The sequence below is a fragment of the Mucilaginibacter sp. genome, assembly GCF_028288205.1.
Taxonomy (GTDB): Bacteria; Bacteroidota; Bacteroidia; order Sphingobacteriales; family Sphingobacteriaceae; genus Mucilaginibacter.
The window spans coordinates 15,851-33,153 of sequence record NZ_JAQBOD010000056.1 but is presented as its reverse complement, the minus strand read 5'-3'; the positions used below and the strand labels follow the sequence as shown (position 1 = coordinate 33,153).

13 protein-coding genes are annotated in these 17,303 nt (G+C 36.9%); 3 read left to right on the top strand and 10 right to left on the bottom strand.

Annotation, left to right across the window (positions count from 1 at the left end; all coding sequences use genetic code 11):
• Positions 1-5 precede the first annotated feature (5 nt).
• Together gwsG and JWR23_RS13020 are read right to left on the bottom strand one after the other, a co-directional pair.
• On the bottom strand, positions 6-1,052 hold the full coding sequence (gwsG, locus tag JWR23_RS13025; RefSeq protein ID WP_299516586.1) for a grasp-with-spasm system ATP-grasp peptide maturase: 1,047 nt from the start codon (positions 1,050-1,052) through the stop codon (positions 6-8).
• 48 nt (positions 1,053-1,100) lie between these two features.
• Positions 1,101-1,310 (bottom strand): hypothetical protein, encoded by a 210-nt coding sequence (locus JWR23_RS13020; RefSeq protein ID WP_299516585.1) that lies wholly within the window; start codon positions 1,308-1,310, stop codon positions 1,101-1,103.
• Positions 1,311-2,008: 698 nt separating this feature from the next.
• Between JWR23_RS13020 and JWR23_RS13015 the strand changes: the two genes are divergently transcribed.
• Positions 2,009-4,858, top strand: a complete 2,850-nt coding sequence (locus JWR23_RS13015; protein WP_299516584.1) for a lantibiotic dehydratase — start codon at positions 2,009-2,011, stop codon at positions 4,856-4,858.
• On the opposite strand, the gene JWR23_RS13010 is transcribed toward JWR23_RS13015, so the two are convergent.
• Both JWR23_RS13010 and JWR23_RS13005 read right to left on the bottom strand, forming a co-directional pair.
• The gene (locus tag JWR23_RS13010; protein ID WP_299516583.1) at positions 4,746-5,912 is read right to left on the bottom strand and encodes a sensor histidine kinase; all 1,167 of its coding nucleotides are present in this window, start codon (positions 5,910-5,912) and stop codon (positions 4,746-4,748) included. The genes JWR23_RS13015 and JWR23_RS13010 overlap by 113 nt on opposite strands.
• Before the next feature lie 264 nt (positions 5,913-6,176).
• Complete coding sequence (locus tag JWR23_RS13005; RefSeq protein ID WP_299516582.1) at positions 6,177-6,920, bottom strand: LytTR family DNA-binding domain-containing protein; 744 nt, start codon at positions 6,918-6,920, stop codon at positions 6,177-6,179.
• A 541-nt stretch (positions 6,921-7,461) separates the two neighbouring features.
• Here JWR23_RS13005 and JWR23_RS13000 point away from each other — a divergent pair.
• Positions 7,462-8,217, top strand: a complete 756-nt coding sequence (locus JWR23_RS13000) for a LytTR family DNA-binding domain-containing protein (RefSeq protein WP_299516581.1) — start codon at positions 7,462-7,464, stop codon at positions 8,215-8,217.
• 132 nt (positions 8,218-8,349) lie between these two features.
• On the opposite strand, the gene mobC is transcribed toward JWR23_RS13000, so the two are convergent.
• The 6 genes from mobC to JWR23_RS12970 form a co-directional block, all read right to left on the bottom strand.
• Positions 8,350-10,389 (bottom strand): conjugal transfer protein MobC, encoded by a 2,040-nt coding sequence (gene mobC, locus JWR23_RS12995; protein WP_299516580.1) that lies wholly within the window; start codon positions 10,387-10,389, stop codon positions 8,350-8,352.
• Positions 10,390-10,452: 63 nt separating this feature from the next.
• Entirely contained in the window at positions 10,453-11,394 is a 942-nt protein-coding gene (locus tag JWR23_RS12990) for a DUF5712 family protein (RefSeq protein ID WP_299516579.1), read from the bottom strand.
• 8 nt (positions 11,395-11,402) lie between these two features.
• On the bottom strand, positions 11,403-11,960 hold the full coding sequence (locus JWR23_RS12985; protein WP_299516578.1) for a BfmA/BtgA family mobilization protein: 558 nt from the start codon (positions 11,958-11,960) through the stop codon (positions 11,403-11,405).
• A gap of 214 nt (positions 11,961-12,174) precedes the next feature.
• Positions 12,175-12,531, bottom strand: coding sequence for a hypothetical protein (locus JWR23_RS12980; protein ID WP_299516577.1), 357 nt, complete (start codon positions 12,529-12,531; stop codon positions 12,175-12,177).
• Positions 12,528-12,827, bottom strand: coding sequence for a hypothetical protein (locus tag JWR23_RS12975; protein ID WP_299516576.1), 300 nt, complete (start codon positions 12,825-12,827; stop codon positions 12,528-12,530). The genes JWR23_RS12980 and JWR23_RS12975 overlap by 4 nt, the downstream gene beginning before the upstream one ends.
• Before the next feature lie 10 nt (positions 12,828-12,837).
• Positions 12,838-13,110 carry a helix-turn-helix domain-containing protein gene (locus JWR23_RS12970; protein WP_299516575.1) on the bottom strand — a complete coding sequence of 91 codons (273 nt, stop codon included), beginning with the start codon at positions 13,108-13,110 and terminating at the stop codon, positions 12,838-12,840.
• Between the two features lie 1,526 nt (positions 13,111-14,636).
• Here JWR23_RS12970 and JWR23_RS12965 point away from each other — a divergent pair.
• A complete protein-coding gene (locus JWR23_RS12965; protein ID WP_299516574.1) occupies positions 14,637-17,150 on the top strand; it encodes a hypothetical protein in 2,514 nt (837 codons plus the stop codon).
• The last annotated feature ends 153 nt before the right edge of the window (positions 17,151-17,303 follow it).

Genomic DNA, 17,303 nt, shown 5'->3' with positions numbered 1-17,303 from the left:
TTTTGTTAATTTAAAAATTTTCCATAAGCAAGATAATGCGCAATTTCCCTTTCTAGTTGATAATTGCAAGGCAAAGAAACCATTCCAAATTGTCCTACCGGGTTTACTTCCAGAAATATAAAATTATCATCCTCGTCTACAATCATATCGATAGATCCTGTATCGAGTTGCATGTCTTTCATTAGGGTGGTTAGTTTTTCCTTTATGTCATCCGGTATTTTAAAGGGGACATTTCGGTTTGGAATACCGGTATTGTATTTTCTGAAATCCGTTTGTGTATGCTTATCTCCCTGTGAAAATATGGCCATGCCGTACATGCGTTCATGAAAATAAAATATCCGCAGTTCATATTTTTTTAATACCTTTTTTTGAAATAACGTGTAAAAAAAATTATCAGGAAACCGATCAAGGTGCTCCTCTTTTATTTCTTCGGTATAGAACATCAAATTATTTTTTATACCGTTTGTAAAAAGATTTTCTCCTATAGCTTTAGTAATAATTGAACCTTGCTGATTTCGGAACCCATTCATTATTTGTTTCTTCGACGTAACCATAGTTGGAGAGATCTTCAGGCCGATTTTTGCTGCTCTAAGCAAAACAGACAACTTTATTGGCGTGCCTCGATTGGGATTGCCAACTTTGATAGGAACACTAGCAAATAAATGATCAATTAGTATATTCAAAGTTTGCTTTTCCTGCATTAGGTTATCATAAACTTCTTTGCTGATATTTTTACCATAATCGCGTTCGAGGATTGAGTAATCACTTTTGGATATGTTTTCTAATGGCATTTTGCCTCTCCGGTGCCAATAAGCGGTAACTTTGCTAAGTTCAATAAGTTGATCGTTTACTTTCAAAACAATATCCACTTTACCTTCCTCTGTAATATCTAAGGAAATAAACTCCACGTTGTTATCCTCGTAGTTTAGTTTGATAAAGGGTTTCTGATAAAAAATTAACCAATCAATAACTTGATTAGTACTGATTTCAAAATGTTGACTTTGTATAAATACCATTGCCTCTTTATCTATTGCAATAATTATGTTGTCCAATTACAATAACCGGAGGACGGTATAGACCGCCCTCCGGTCGCTAAAGGTTTAGGCAATTAGTAATGGTGCTGGACCGCTGCTTTCGCCATCAGAATCATAAGCGTTAGAATCGCTGTCACCACTTGGGCAGCTACAAGAATCCCCAGATGTTGTTGAAGCATCACCAAGACCACCTTGGATGGTAGATAGGTCATGTAACTCATTTTTTGCAAATACACTTAAGCTTTGCTCGTCCATTTTTTTGAATTGCTTTTTCATAAATAATTAATTAAATTGTTATTGATTTTTGTTAATAAATCCTACTTAATCCATGTCGATTCACGACATTAATAAAGGCCGTTTTTACTTTGACATTTCTCCTTTAATTAAATTCACCTAAAGCATTACAATGGGCTGATGATAATTACACTTTGACTGATAAGCTTTTTAGGTGTTGTTTACCATTTTTTTTATCAGGTAGACGTATTACCAGATAACTATCTAACGGTTTAATAATAACCTAAATTAGACCAAGAATGAGTTAAATTCATAAAATAGGCATATGTATCTGTCCCGAAAATGCCCTTTTCTATCCCGAAAAACCATGGGTTTGGATAAATGAACCAAATTTTGTAACTTTTTAGTGCAGAATTGACGGAGATTTGAGGTTTCCGGCGACATCATCCCTTCAGCTCATAACGCCGGATACGAAGACCTGTACAGGCAAAAACATCAATACCAAAATAAGAACATTGTATATAGTTGGTTGGATTTGCTACGCATTGCAAAGCAATAAGGAGCCTTCAATAACTCAATCAAATCACATCGTACTATATCATGAATATTTGCCTTTTTATCCTGAAAAGTGGTCTCTATGTATAAAAGCATTTAAAAAACACTTTCAAAATCTGTTTTTTGAATTAAATACAATGGAATATTGGTATACAATCATATTAGAGAATTTGTCATCAAAGCATATGAATTTAGAATTACAAAACCTTGTCCTTTGCCGAACCCCTGTCTTCAGCCTTGAAGACAATCTCACAGACAAATGGTCAGAGCTAAAAACTATTATTGGTGATTCTTCACCAGATTTTTACAAAATTATTGAATCAGTGGACGCAAATGAGTTGGTTAAACTACAAGAGAAATTCCATTTTTCCGTTTGGAAGTATTTTAATAGAGCACGGTACAGAGCCACACCATTCGGTCGGTTTGCAGCTTTTTCCCTTTTGCCAACTTTCGAAAACGGAGATATGCAGGTTCTACTAAACCAAAATATGTTTCTCCATAATTACGTAGGCTGGAAAGAGAAGGATGCTCACTATCTTGACGACACTGCGCTCTTACAAAGTTCAGAATGGTTTCAGATCAATTCCACTGTTTATAGACTTGGGAAGGATTATCGCTATGTCCGCATAAAAAACGGAATATTTGAAATTGCATCTGTTGTCGATTTTCCGGAGCTTAATACTGTAATAAAACTTTGCCGTGAAAAGATAGCCAAGGAACTGGTATATCGCAAAATGATAGCAAAATTTCAATTACAAAGGCGAGCTATTGATAGCCTGCTTCTACAAATGTTAAGCCTCCAGCTTTTACTTACTGAAAAGAGCCCGAATATTACCGGTGAAGATTATTTCAAAAGAACAAATCTTGGAATTATAAATCCGGGAGATACGTATGTAATTGCAGAAAGAAAAATAATTTCCGGCGGATTGGACAGCAGGAAATTTAAGGATGTTCCCGAACTGATCGACTTTTTGGCTAAATGTTTACCTAACAATACCCATTCAGCATTAAATGACTTTCGTTTGGCTTTCTTAAAAAAATTTGGACAACGCGCGGTTCCGCTTACAGTAGCTATGGATTTGGAAACAGGTATTGGCTACGACAATCTCGGTGAACAACAAACTGATTACCCGTATGTTGATATGTCAAATGAGGCTCAAAAGGAAACTAAAACAGATCTTCACATTACATATACTAAATTGCATTGCTTTTTGTTAAATAAACTGATGAATGGCAGTGTCATTCAGCTGGAAGAATTTGAAGATCGTCAAACTGCTCCGTTGCCTCTACCTAATACATTAAGCATCTTGTTGCATTTCTGGAAGGGACAGCCAGTTATTCAAAGTGCCGGGGGTTGTACAGCAAATGCGTTGCTTGGCCGCTTTACCATCGCCAATAATGAGCTTGAAGAGTTTGGTCGAAGAATTGCATGCTTAGAAGAACAGGCAAATCCGGATGTCTTATTTTTTGATATTGCTTACGTGGCGGAAAAAGATGTCGATAATATTAACCGTAGAAAACAATTATATCGATATGAATTACCTATACTTAGTTGGTCATGTGATCCAGCACCGCTTCATCTTGATGATATATTAGTCGTTGTTCGTGGTCTGGAAATAATTTTATGGTCAAAAAAACACAAAAAGAGAATGATTCCCCGTATGTCTTCGGCATACAATTATACACGCTCCGATCTAGCAGTTTTTCGTTTTCTTTGCGATCTGCAACACCAGCATGTCAAATCTGACCTCAATTTTAAAATGCAGTATTTTTTTCCAGATTTAAGTTTCTACCCTCGTGTTACATTTAAAAGCGTAATTGTTTCACCTGCTATGTGGTTATTGCCGCATAATATTTTAGAAGGTATTAAAACAGGAAATCAAAAGGATAATAAAATCAATCTGCTCAGTTGGCTGCACCAGGAAAAGATTAATTACCCCTTTAAAGCCGGTCATGCCGACCAGATGTTATATTTTGATCCGGAGGTAGATGCAGACATGGATGCGTTCTTGTTTTATTGCCGTCAAAACGTTCGAAAGCAAATATACATTTCGGAAGCTCTGATTTCAGATGAGGATGGTTTGCATGATAATAGCGGTAAAAAATATGCTGTAGAATTTGTAGCAAATTACAGTCGCAAAAATCAGGTATATAAGCCCTTCCAATTGACAACCTCGGGTATAGAAAGTAAGCAGCAGGATGACCAAACTATCCTTCCCGGTGGCGATTGGTTGTATTTTGAGGTGTATTGCCATCCTGCCCGTGCAGATTACTTGCTGATTAACCAGCTAACGACGTTTTTAAAGGAAAGTCAAAATAAGATTCAAAAATGGTTCTTTATCAGGTATGATGACCCTAAACCGCACGTCCGTTTAAGGTTGCGTTTAATTGATACAGCAGACGGGTATCTGATCATGGGCAGGCTGAAAACATTGTTGGAACCTGATTGTGAAATTGGCCTGATTTCTGATATTCAGGTTAAAACGTACATTCGTGAAACTGAACGGTATGGGGCTTCCCATATGGAACTTATTGAATGGTTTTTCTTTGCCGATAGTAAATATGTTTTAGAATTATTGGCTGTAACAAAAGACTCGGTGGATCTTTATGCAGTGGCTCTGGCGATGATGCAAAGCCTTATTGCACTAGCACTAACTGATATCAATGACCAGGTGGACTTTTCAAAAAATATTGCAGATCAATTTAGTGAGGAAATGAACCTGAACCAGGTGAGCTTTAAAAGATTAAATCGGCGTTTTCAGGACCTCAAACCTAAAATCAATATTGACGCTAATACTTCCTTAATTAGTTTGCCCCATGAGCTAAAAAGTGCATTTATATCAATCCTCCACACTTGTAAAAGTAAGTATACCCTTAAAAAACTACTAACGGATATATTGCATATGCATGTTAACCGATTATTCAATTCTCACCAGCGTGCCCATGAGGCGACACTGTACCATTTCCTTGTAAAAGTTTTGATGACCCGTCGTGCGCTTTTAACTGTTCGACAGGAATGCTCAAGTGCACCCTGAAATGGTTGACTTTATCCGTATGATAATTAAATTCTATTGAATTGCCATAAGCATATTTCAATCTTTTTTCAATATTCTTCAAACCGGTATGATAATGGGTCTTCAACTTCAGTGGTTCATAATTGACTAAGTTGTCGGTTGCAATATGAAAATCTTTACCTTCTACGTATAAATTGATCAAGGCTTCATGTTCAGGCTCGTTAAGATTACCGTGTTTTAAAATATTTTCCACGAGAGTTAACAATACCAGCGGAATTAAATAGATTTCCCGGACTTTTTCCGAATAATTTATTCGGAAGCCTAACGCATGGTTTTTCCTGATTTGACTTAGATAAAGGAGGTTTTCAGCCTGTTCTATTTCATCTCCTAAACGTACAAAATCACCCATCTTGTCCGCATCTACTGCATACCGCATCATATCAGTTAAAATTATGACGGCATCAGCTGCAACAGGAGAAGATGCATCAATATTATGGTATATGAAATCTAGCGTATTAAAAAGGAAATGTGGATTGATTTGTGCTTTTAAAAACGCGTTTTGCGCTTTAGTCAGCTCCTGCTCGGCTTTTTGGCTGTATATAATATCCTTTAAATGTTGTTTTTCTAACTCATTAGTTTTTCTTTTTTCCTTAATGTAGGTTATTAAGTAATAGTACCCAGTTGCAAATCCCAAAAAATAGCTCCCTCGGTAAAGCATTTTGAGGACATATAGCCAAGAAATATTGAAAGGCTGATCGTAACGCACAATTTGGCCCATAATTAATATTTTATCCAAGTAATAGGAAACGATAACAAATCCGCTAATTTCCAGTGCTAATATGAACGGGAGTCTCCAAATGGCAGATTTTTTATTTGCCAAAGCCCAAGGTAAAAAAAAGTCGGCATGTAAGTAGAACAAGAAGACAGCAGCTGTATAATGAGCAATGTAAGTTAGCGGGTGTCCAAATATGCCGGAAACCAAGCCGATAACAATAGTTTCATAAAAGATAAATAACGCCCATATCAGCAGGTGTAATTTATATTTATCAAACCAGTTTTGTAAAATCTTATTCATAGAAAATTCCTCTTTTAAATAGAAATGTTTCCTTTCTGTATAATATTATTTCGTACGGTTGATTTTCACGATAAGTTTCAAGAAAAAAAACATGAAACACAAGAATTTAAAAATCAAAGACGCCACATTATTTGTGTACAGAAACAAAACAAACTCAAAATCCTCAACTGAAACCGATCCGACGACAACGATGATCACAATCACGAAAACAGGTGTTTTCCAGGATGGCCGCTCAAATTAATCAGGATTATCAAAGCCAGGACGTTACCGCTTACGTCCTGGCTTTATCAATTTCTCGGTTAAAAATACAATAAAATCCTTACGATAGTATTCTCCGACGGTTATTTGAAGTCCGTTAACCATTTTTATAGTGTTACCATCAATCGAGTCAATATGATTCTTACCTATAATAAAACTTCGCTGAAATTGGACAAAGTTTGGCAATTGATTAAATATTTTGGAGATTTCAGTAAGGGATATATAAGTAAGTACCTTTTTTATTAAGGTATGGATAAGTACATAATTTTGTTTGCTTTCCACGGCCACCACATCGGCATATCTGATCTTCACGATTTTTAATTGTTCATTCTTGTTTTTAACGAAAAAAAAATCTTCCGTTGCTTTAAGTGAAGTGATTACTTCATCGCATCCAGGAAGTATTTTCGCTATGGTTCCTGCAAACTTTGGAAAGGTATATGGTTTCAACAGATAAGCTTCAGCTTCTACTTGATATGCCTCATAGCCATATTGTTTGTAAGCAGTTGAGAACACCAGTTTCCTTGTTTTTTTCCGGATTTCTTTAGATAGTTCGATGCCGGTTATCTTGGGCATATTAACATCAAGCAGAATTAAGTCTACCATACCGCCGGCTGTTATTTCAACTAAAGCCTCTAAAGGATCTGTGTAAGATTTTATCAGCCTTAAACTCGGCATCAAACTGATATAATCTTTTAGCCATTCAATGGCAAAAGGTTCATCATCAATGATTATACATTCAAAGTTTTCCATATGAAATAATTAATTTAAGTTGTTAGTGTTCTGACAATAAGGCTTTTTATAAAGACCGCATGACTCTATGAAAACAAAAGAATGGCGAACAGCATGATACAAATGGCTGAAATAATCGCTATCAATCTTTAGTGGGATGATCTCCCTAATAAAGAAAAAATGACTTTTCATGTAGAAAATATACCTCTTTAGATAAAAAATAGGGATACTTTCTATTTTACGTTTAATTTTAGGAACAGTTCAGTTTAAAACCAATAAGGATCGAGGTTTAAACGAGAAATATTATAAAATATATTTTTGGATCTGATTATATTGTGTTGCGTAAAAACTAATCTATATAATATGGGAAATAAGTTGTAATGCTTTTCGAAGGTAAGATCGGAGATAATTACAATAGATGATCTGCTAATAACGTTAATCACGATAGTCTAAATTCAAAAGTTTTTGTATATTGAATATTTCTTACTTGGCTTTTATTCACATTTTAACTACTGGCTCTAAAAGACCTCAATTTATAGAGATCACTTAATAATAAGTTTATATGTTAAACTGCATCATAGTTGACGACGAACAATTTTCCGTAGATGCTATAAGGAAATACATTAATATGCTACCTAAGCTGAATATAATAGGTATTTATACCGATCCCCAAACAGCATTAGAAAAGGTAAGTTCAGAGGGTAATATTGATCTGTTATTTTTGGATATTGATATGCCTTTTATTTCCGGATTAGAATTAGCAAAGGCCTTGAGACGAAAGACGCAGAAATTAATTTTCACAACTGCACATTCTAAATATGCTTTCGATGCCTATGAAGCTGAAGGCGATGCTTATTTGTTAAAGCCTTTTACTTTTGGCAAGTTTTCGACCACTATTAATCGATTATTTCCGACAGAAGCGACCGTAAAGCTTAATGAGATAAATTCGGAATTTCATGAGGGAGATACCTTTTTCCTGGTTAAAAATAAAGAGGAAGATTTGCGTATCGTTAAAGTCATGTACAAAGATGTGATCGCTTTTGAAAGCTCACATAATTATGTTAAGATATACTTAACTAGCAATAAAATTCTAACTGCTTATTTGACCATTAAAGATATTGTTGAAATACTGGGATGTCGTGAAGGATTTAAACAGTTTCACCGGGCGTTTATTATTTCAATAGATTATATAAATTATATTGAAGGTAATACGATTAAAATGAATAATAACCTGACCTTCACAATAGGCGAAAGTTATCGGAGTAATTTTACGGATTTCGTCTCCAATAAACTACTTAGAACGTCAAGAAATAGATAATAAAAAATCTTAAAAAGCGGATCTGTCGCCGCGCTATGACATATCACACCCAATAAGGAATTGTTGGCATACTGCCGTATCCTATGTTTTTTGTCGGTTGTAGGTATGGCCAATAATAGAGTATGGTTTTGGTCACATAGACATAATCTGATCAGTATCGGGATTATTTTTATTATAATTTTCTTCTTTGTGTGCGGGTTTTTCTTCAGCATCATTTAAAACTTCCTTTGCTTTAAATAAAGCCATTTCACAATTAATCAGATCTTCGATTTCGTTTTTGATGCGCTCATAGCTTTCAATTACATCTTCCTCAGTAACCCGCTTAATCAAGGGTATGGGCTTGTAACCGGCTTCTTCTTTTTTAATGGCTTGATGGTCATTTTGTATCTCACTATGAAACATTTTCAGCTTGATCTTTTGGTTAGGGTTATCCGCTACCATTCCCACGAACTCGCCCGATGAAAGTGCCGCTATCTTAGCGGCTGGTATAGCATAGTCCAGTTGTGTGGCTTTGGTAGTAGAGGTGTCGCTACTATTAATCGTCAAGCTATCTTTGTCCTGAACGATCTTCCCGAAATTATCCGCCAACATTTTCGAGGTGTCCCCGGTTACCTGACCCGCTATGATATTACCGACGATACTGGTGATTACATCGGCTTGTTCTTTTCCATAATTTTTCCTTAACTGCTCTATTGTTTGGACGGCCAAAGTCGTTGCCACCAAATTTGATCTGCTCGTTGCCAAAAGACCATCTGTGCCGTTAAAATAAATTGATGGAAATTCGTCGAAAATCAAACTGCATTTAAGCTGGCCTTTACGGTTAACCAATTTGATCATACGGGTTATATACAGGGACAGCACCGCGCCGTAGGTTTCCTGCTTCTCTGGGTTGTTACCCATGCAAATAATTTTCGGAATTGCCGGATTGTTCACGTCCAATGTAAAATCACTGCCTGAAAGCACATAGTATAATTGTGGGGAAGCTAACCGGGCCAGGCCAATTTTGGCGCTGGCTACCTGACCCTCTAATTGTGCTTTGGCATTATTATTAAACGCCGATATGAATGGGTTTATTAATGCCCTTATCTCCGGTTCTTTTATCAAAAGTGCAAAAAGCTTATCGTAATCAGCTTGCATCAATTCAATCACATGCGGTAACGTACAATAAATGCCGTCCGAATATTTACGCAAATACCAGATGATGGCGGTTAAAAAGTTAATCGGACTTTCCACAAAAAAGTCGCCCTGCTTCTTAATCCATTCCCTGTTTAACCCTAACATAATCGTACGGCTTGCTTCGATAGCATCCGTGATATCAGTCATACTGTGTGGGTCGAGTGGATTGCAACGGTGTGTTCGGTTCAGATCATCAAAATTAATAATGAAAAACTGAGGTTTAATTTTATACCCATCCTTATATTTTAATAGTTTATTATAGGCAACTTTAGTCAGATCGTCATATTTAAAATCGTAGATAAACATCGAAAACCCCTTTTGGATATGCTGGTCTATAATGTGCCGAATGACAAAATAAGATTTACCTGCTCCCGGTGTACCTGCCACAAGCAAACCTCTGAATGGGTTAATGACATTAATCCAACTGTTTCGGACTTTACCCTTCAGGTTATATTTAGCAGGGAGATTGATAGAGTATTCATTTTCCAGTAAGCGCTCCTCTTGGGGGAAAGTTTCGTTATCTGTATTGAAAATATCCTTGTTGAGCTTGTCTTTGAGTAGGCGCGATAAATAAATGCCACCAGTTAAAATCAGCAAATACCCGATTCCCGTTAACAGCATGTAACAAATGCCGATGATCTCTAAATTTGTGTGCAGGTAAAAACATAAAATGCTGGTAAAGTAAATCAGTAAGCCGGTTAATAAATAAGCTGAAATTATCCGGTAATTAATTTTTTCCTCCTTTCTGCCTTTCACCCCGACTAAGGAAATAACGAGACAAAGCAATGCGGCAAGCTTTGGCCGGAGCATATTATTAAAAAGACCTGTCCGTGCGATATTACTGATCAAACGATCCGTAATGCCCGCTGTCCAGTGCCATATGGTAAATGCCTGGTAACAGCAGATATAAAAATGGATCGCCAATATAAAAATACTGATCAATCGGGTAAAGTCGATGATCTTGCGTAGTCCCTGCGTGTCTTCACCTGTTTGCATAAAATCTCCTTCCGATTCCCAATGGGAATAGTTAAATTCTTAATGATGATAAATAGTGATTGCTTACAAGGTTAAATCCTGATCCTGTTGCTGGTCTTTAGCTTTCTTCTTTCTCCTTCTCTTTGGTATGCTCAAAGCTACGTCCTGCTTGTACTTACCTAAAGCGATTTTATGGAACTGACTTGTTTTTGGTGCCTTAACAGGTGCGGTTTGTTGTTGTTCATTTCCTTTGCCCACGGCCGGTCGTAATTTCATAGCGCGCTCCTGGTTCTGCCGTTCCGCATGCAGGGTTATTCGTTCTGCAAGGCTGCCTTTCTTTTTAGCATTGGCGTATTGGAAAGTATCAGCTAAACCGCGATCAAAGTCGAATTGCTTATCAAATACAGTTTCGCCTGATTGCTTAAAGGCCGAACGGTCAAACTGCCCCATTTTTTTGGAATGCTCGGTGTTTTTCCCGCGCGATGTATTCATCGGGCTGAGCTTGATCTTATTCGACCTATCTTTCCGGCTCACAATAACCTGTATGTGCATCTGATCGCCGGGTTTTCTTTCGCCTCTTTTTTTGAGCCCCCTTTTGACTTCGGGATCTTTATGACTGTAATAACGGCGGTTCTCCAGTTTGGCAAACCAAAGCAGGTGTTTACTGCTATCGACACCTGCCCGTTTAAAATTTGAGGCGTACTGATCCATGACGGATACGGCATAAGCTTTTAATTGGTTCCTCGCACCATCCTCACCGTATTTCTCTTTCAGAAATGCAATTTCTTTCTGGCTCGGACTGATGTTGACCAGGAAAAATTTATCGTCCGTTTTACTTAGCTTGGCTATATTATGATCAATGGCCTGCCTTGCTTCGGTGGATGAGATATCGGTTCTTTCCTGATTAAACCAGCGCTCGGGTGCCTTATCTAAATCGGTTCTGTTCTCTTTATCAAGATAATGTACCAGGTTACCGCTGCTCCCTTTGTTGTCTGCTGTTGCGCTGTCGGTGATATTGATATACATAATTGATTTCAAATTTTAGCGATCTGTTGTTTCGCCTGATGTATCAAATCTTCTTTGTCCTTTGCTGAACTGGTAAAGCCCAGGCTTTCCCTGGCCTTACTATAGTTGTTAAGGATGTATAAGAATTTAAGTTTCAAGGCTTCTTTGGCTTCCAATTTGTCAGTAATCATTTTTAGCAACCGATCTGTATCTGAAAATTTGTTCATCTGCATTTGCTGGTTATGGAGCATTTCCTTGTTCGCCTTTAGTACATGATTGTTAAAAAAATCCAAAATCTTGATCTGTGATTGTATCATCCGGTCAACTTCGGTTTTAACCGGTATCAATATGTTTTCTTCCTGTGTCCGAATAAACCGGATATAGGTATCATGATTTTTAACGAGTGTGCTTTTAAGAAACTCGTCATTGATATCTGCCGGATCTTTTTTAGTCCGGTGGAAATATTCAACCATTCTGTTAAAGAACTGGAACTTGCTGAGGCCAAATTTCTCGGCCAACTTACCCAACTTTTCATCTGTTTCCGATGAAAAGCGGAGCGTTTTATTATAGTTGTCTTTCGTGGCCATTTTCTGATGTACTTATAAGTTGACTTATGGTTTTTTCTGCCTTTGCGGTAGCCCTAGGCCTACAACTTATACCCGGAGTATAAGTAAAACCCCATTTGCAGGGCAAATGGCGAGCAAAGTAGGGCTCTGCCCAACTTCCGCTCGCTCCTTTTTTGAAAAAAAAGGACGCGGTTTAAAAAAAGAAAAGGCCTGGCCCGCCGGGGCCGGTGACCTACTAATCGGGAGGGGTTTTACTACCTGCGACAGCAGCGTTTACCCACCTGGGGTTACCCGCGCCGTTTAGACCAACTGTTACCAGTAGGATACTGCCAAAAGGCAGATGGCGTACTGTAGTTTCACCTGCCATGTAATCCGGCGATTTGTTGCGGTAAGCCGTCAGCCTGATTTGCTTGTCGTCGTCAATCGTTGTAAAATAACAGTCAACAGCTACTTGCTTTTTTGACCAGATCATAAAATCCAGCCTCACTTCGTAATCTCCTATCGGAATATCCTCCGTTAACCAGGAATAATTTCGGGGTTCACAACCTGCTTCTAAAGCAGCGTTAAAACTCATTACAGTCGTTTTTTTCATGTTCTTGATGAATTGACATTTAAGGAAACTTTGCTTGCCCGGTAGGGATCATAGGTTGGCTGATAAATGATATAGCCATAAGCGACCAGTTCGCGGATGCACTTGTGATATGTAGCAACGGATTTGATGCGCGAAAACCGCATCAGTTTTTTCCGGCTCACCTGAAAGTAATCCCCTCCGGCATCGTCAGGCCTATAATAAAACATGGCTATAAACAGGCTAATGTGTGTGGGGAGCAACCGGTCGTCACCCTCCGCATTTTTCAGAAAATGATCTAACGGATAAGACAGTTTCATAAGGCTGCGGTTAAGACAAATTATCATTAAGGATTTTGGAAATGTCCTCCTGTTTATAATATAGGATGCTGCCCATTTTCGTGTAGCGAAGCGTACCATTAATACGAAGATTCTGTAGTGTACCCGCGGAAATATTCAGCAGCCTGCGTACTTCGGCACTTTTCAGCCATTGTTTGGCTGGCTGTCCAGAGCCTGGACTGATTCCAAACTTTTTTAACTCGCCAAACAGCTCGCTTTTAAACTGTTCGAGGTCTTCTTTAGTGATTAAATCTAATGCAGTCATAATAAATTCATTTATATGTCCAGACTACGCCTGGTTGTTGATACAAATGAAGGGAGAGCTGCGGTAGGCTTTGGGGTTATTGAGGGATACCCCTAAAATAAAATATAAGTTTCTGAATAAGAATGATTAGCGTGATATTAATTAACAGATTAAGGCATTCATATTCTCACAATGTATTGTTTCAAGCAGTATTGATGGGCATGGTTTGATTAAGACATTCTCATGAACAGTTTATGTAGATACTAAGAGTACATTGTCAGAAAGGGAATTTTTATTTTTGACTAGTGTAAGAAACGGCTTCAGCTAAAGTGATGATTTTACATCACATAAAGCTTTAGTAATTTGCAGTGGAATCGGGTGTTAACCTATCCATGAATCAGGTGGTCAATATCAGCATATCCACTTTAGTAACTTTATGCATTTGGTAACTTTCTTAATAGCTTTAATTTGAAATTCTGTTATGATGTAATCCCTTACTTATCAAATTACTCTGACTTAAAAGTATGTATTTGTAAATTGATAAATTAAAGTATATTTAAAAATCTAAGCACATCTATGTGCTTTGTGATAAAGTTTAGGTAAGAAAAGCCCGGCGCGATGCCTGGCCTTTCTTTTTTGGTTTAATTTTATCAAATTAAACAGTCATTTACATGTAACAATTTTGTTGTATTATACCACAACATAATTGAAGCCAGGAAGTCGACGTCTAAGTTCGGCTATTCCAACAATGGATAATAGTTTAGACGACTAAATCTAATATTTCTCAATTAAGCCTCATGTATCAAGCATGGGGCTTTTTGTTTTAAGGCCTATCTTAAAAAAGACAAAAGTCAAACTAGTACAATGAAAAGTATAAATAGTCTACAAATGTGGACTGTATGTCCTTGTTACAGACATCCGGCATTTAGAAATCAGCATAAACTAAAATTGTTGATTTTATAATTGCAGGCGAAGGTCTAGCAATTTTTGTATTGCAGGAACAAATAAAGTTAAACATTTCAATTTCTTATCATTTTTTACGGGGTAAGTTGTTCAAAATAAATTAGATATCATTAAAAAAATAAATACAAAAAGTAAATACGTATCTGGTATACTGCATTTTGTCGCCCCAAATTATGCGTTTGGAGTAATAAATTAAAATGCTTTGAGTAAATTCTTAACTTACGAAAATAAACCGTTAAGATATTTTATCTCCGTAATCTATGTTTTCATTTATTAACCAACCTAGTCCTAACTCGGTAACACATAAGCTGTTAAAAAAATTATCGAAAACGATTAATCCGGAATTGATTGACACCGAATTAGAAAATCATCTCGATTATCTGAGCATGTCGGCTATGAGTGACATTTTACGAGCATTGGAAATATAATAACCCAGGTGCAGGTACTTTGCTAGGCGGCATGATAGGCATTGCAATACCTACCTCACCTTAAAAACAGCAACGCTATTGACAGATTACCTGGAGCAAGGTATGCTTTTTTTATTTTGCAGTAATATATGGAATTAACGCAGTCAAACTAAATATATGAAAAAGCGATTTTTCTTATTCATAATCTTCGTTATGACATTACAATTGGGTCATTTAAATGTTTTCGGTCAGATTCACAAGACCCTTAATGACTCATTAATTAAAAAAGTCATATTGTACGGCAAAAGTTTATCGTCGTCAATATTATTTACTCATTTTGATAAAGTAGTTTATGTAAATAATGAAGATGTATGGTTTACTGCCTATTTATTAAATGCCAATAAGAAAGTAAATAACCCAACCATATTATCAGTAATCCTGATAAACGATCATGACCGGTCAATCGTACTTGAACACAGGTTTTTAATGACAAATGGTCTTTCCTTCGGGCATGTTATTATACCAGACTCTGTTCCGCCGGGAGATTTTAGTTTTTTGATTTATACGAATGAAATATTAAACGGAAGACCACATGATATATTCACACAGCCGATAACGATCAAAGCAACTTCACAACCGTCCCTGCTGGCAAACTTACGACTTCTTGATACTTCAGCAAATCTGTTAACCCCATATAGAAAAGTCCAGTTTAAGGCTTCGACAAATGACGGTAAGCCCTTATCTGACGCCAGTATCAATTATTCCATTACGAATCATGGCCACTCTGTTTACTCGGGTAAAGTAAAGACCAATAAAAATGGGGAGTATTTATTCTCGATTCCTGCTGACCAAATTGCAAAAGAAGAAAGTATCTTGGAAGTAAATGTAAAATATCGGAAAGAATTTAGAAATATAGAATTGCTATTTCCTGCTTCTTTCGGCAAAATTAATTTAAAATTCTACCCGGAAGGCGGAAGTTTAGTGTATTCGACTCCAAGTAAAGTTGGTTGGGAAGCAAAAAATGCTGGTGGAAAGCCCATAAAAGTAACCGCCGTAATCTATGAAAATAAACGACCTATAGATACTATCTCTACAGACAGTTTTGGAATGGGGGAGTTTAAGTTAATTCCTTTATTTGGAAATACGTACAAAGTCAGCCTTTTAGGATACAGTAGCGATTCAGTTTATTTACTGCCTCCTATATTACTCAAGGGCCCGGTAATTAGTGTAAATAATGCAGTCGCCAATGACACTCTTCAAGCAAGGATAGTTAGTAAGTACCCCGGTAAATTCTTTGTGCTCATTCACAATTACAAGGCAGTTTTTTTCTCTTTTCCAGTTCAAGTTGGGGCAGCAGGAAAAAGGGTTTTGATAAACTTATCAGAAGTACCAAAGGGCTTAAACGCGATAACAATTTTGGATAGCTTGGCAAGACCACTATCTGAAAGATTATTTTTTGCCCACTACGACAGGCGAATACCGTTAACTATATCTACAGACAAATCAGTATATGGCAGCAGGGAAAAAGTAAACCTAAGGTTAAAGATCAACTCTTTATCAACTATTCCAATAAAAGGTATAGTTTCAATTGCCTGTGTCCAAAGCAATCGAAAACAAATAAGAAAAGCGAATGACATAGAGAGTTATGTTTACCTAAAACACGAATTAGAAACGATCCCTATAAAAGATAAGTACATGGGACGAACTATGGAGGATAAAGCTTACCTGGAAAGTGTCCTATTGATCAAGGGATGGAGAAGATTTACATGGGCTGCGATGCTTGGAACAACTGCGCAAGACACATTGGAGCACTGTAACCTAATAGGGTTTAAAGGGGAGATCAAGGAAAATAACAAATTATTGAAGAGACCCATCAATATCATGGTAAAAACTGACTCCTTAACTAACATTATTACTACTGACAAAACAGGTTCTTTCGTATTGGAAAATAACAATCTAATTACTGCAGAAAACGTGAAGATCCACCTAATATTAAATGATAATAATAGTAATTATAAGATATCAATTGATAAATCCTTTGATGAGTTAGATCGGCTATTGATCAACCAATTCAATCCTTCTAATTATTCAGACGACATCTCAAATAAGGAAAGTTCTAACACATTAATTGTTGGGGCACTTGAGCACACCATTAATTTAAAAAATGTTGTGATAAAAGGTCAAAGGGATCAGTTTATAAGCGTGGCTCCGCCGTTAGGCACAAATCAATGTGGTGATTATGTTTGCAGGTTTAATGTTCTCAATTGTCCATTCCATCCCCATGAGACTACTAATCATCCTCCAATTGTAGGCAAAGGTTACCTACAATATTCAAATGGTGACAATACAAGTTTTACCAGGTACATTTCAACAAGGTATGTCCAAGGAATAGGCGTAGACTCAATAATTTATTTAGGCTGCGGTACTCCGAAAGTATATCCGTCAAGATTAACGTTAAATGGGGTGTGGTACAGTAAAGAGTTTTACAAAGAGGATTACTCAAAGGCAGACCCTTCACAGATCGCATATCAGTCAACCATTTTCTGGAAACATTCATGCAATATTAATTCAACAGCAGAAATAAATCTCAGTTTTTACACAAACGACATAAAAGGGCCATTTGACATCATAGTAGAAGGAGTTGCAAATAACGATGTTATTTATACAGATTATGAGTTTAATGTTAAGTAGCCTTGAAGAGACATATCATATTCAAAATTTTGTTTGGCCAACAACTGCGGGAATGGAGCTTTATAAACCCAAAGAAAAATAATTAAGCGAGTGGATTTTGTATTACACTTTAAACATACAACGCTGAACAACCAATCCATGGCGAAGACAGGT

Excerpts from the sequence above, each read along its gene's own strand:
- JWR23_RS13020 (WP_299516585.1), bottom strand. The coding sequence starts at position 1,310 with ATGAAAAAGCAATTCAAAAAAATGGACGAGCAAAGCTTAAGTGTATTT.
- JWR23_RS13015 (WP_299516584.1), top strand. The coding sequence starts at position 2,009 with ATGAATTTAGAATTACAAAACCTTGTCCTTTGCCGAACCCCTGTCTTC.
- JWR23_RS13010 (WP_299516583.1), bottom strand. The coding sequence starts at position 5,912 with ATGAATAAGATTTTACAAAACTGGTTTGATAAATATAAATTACACCTG.
- JWR23_RS13005 (WP_299516582.1), bottom strand. The coding sequence starts at position 6,920 with ATGGAAAACTTTGAATGTATAATCATTGATGATGAACCTTTTGCCATT.
- JWR23_RS13000 (WP_299516581.1), top strand. The coding sequence starts at position 7,462 with ATGTTAAACTGCATCATAGTTGACGACGAACAATTTTCCGTAGATGCT.
- mobC (WP_299516580.1), bottom strand. The coding sequence starts at position 10,389 with ATGCAAACAGGTGAAGACACGCAGGGACTACGCAAGATCATCGACTTT.
- JWR23_RS12990 (WP_299516579.1), bottom strand. The coding sequence starts at position 11,394 with ATGTATATCAATATCACCGACAGCGCAACAGCAGACAACAAAGGGAGC.
- JWR23_RS12985 (WP_299516578.1), bottom strand. The coding sequence starts at position 11,960 with ATGGCCACGAAAGACAACTATAATAAAACGCTCCGCTTTTCATCGGAA.
- JWR23_RS12980 (WP_299516577.1), bottom strand. The coding sequence starts at position 12,531 with ATGAAAAAAACGACTGTAATGAGTTTTAACGCTGCTTTAGAAGCAGGT.
- JWR23_RS12975 (WP_299516576.1), bottom strand. The coding sequence starts at position 12,827 with ATGAAACTGTCTTATCCGTTAGATCATTTTCTGAAAAATGCGGAGGGT.
- JWR23_RS12970 (WP_299516575.1), bottom strand. The coding sequence starts at position 13,110 with ATGACTGCATTAGATTTAATCACTAAAGAAGACCTCGAACAGTTTAAA.
- JWR23_RS12965 (WP_299516574.1), top strand. The coding sequence starts at position 14,637 with ATGAAAAAGCGATTTTTCTTATTCATAATCTTCGTTATGACATTACAA.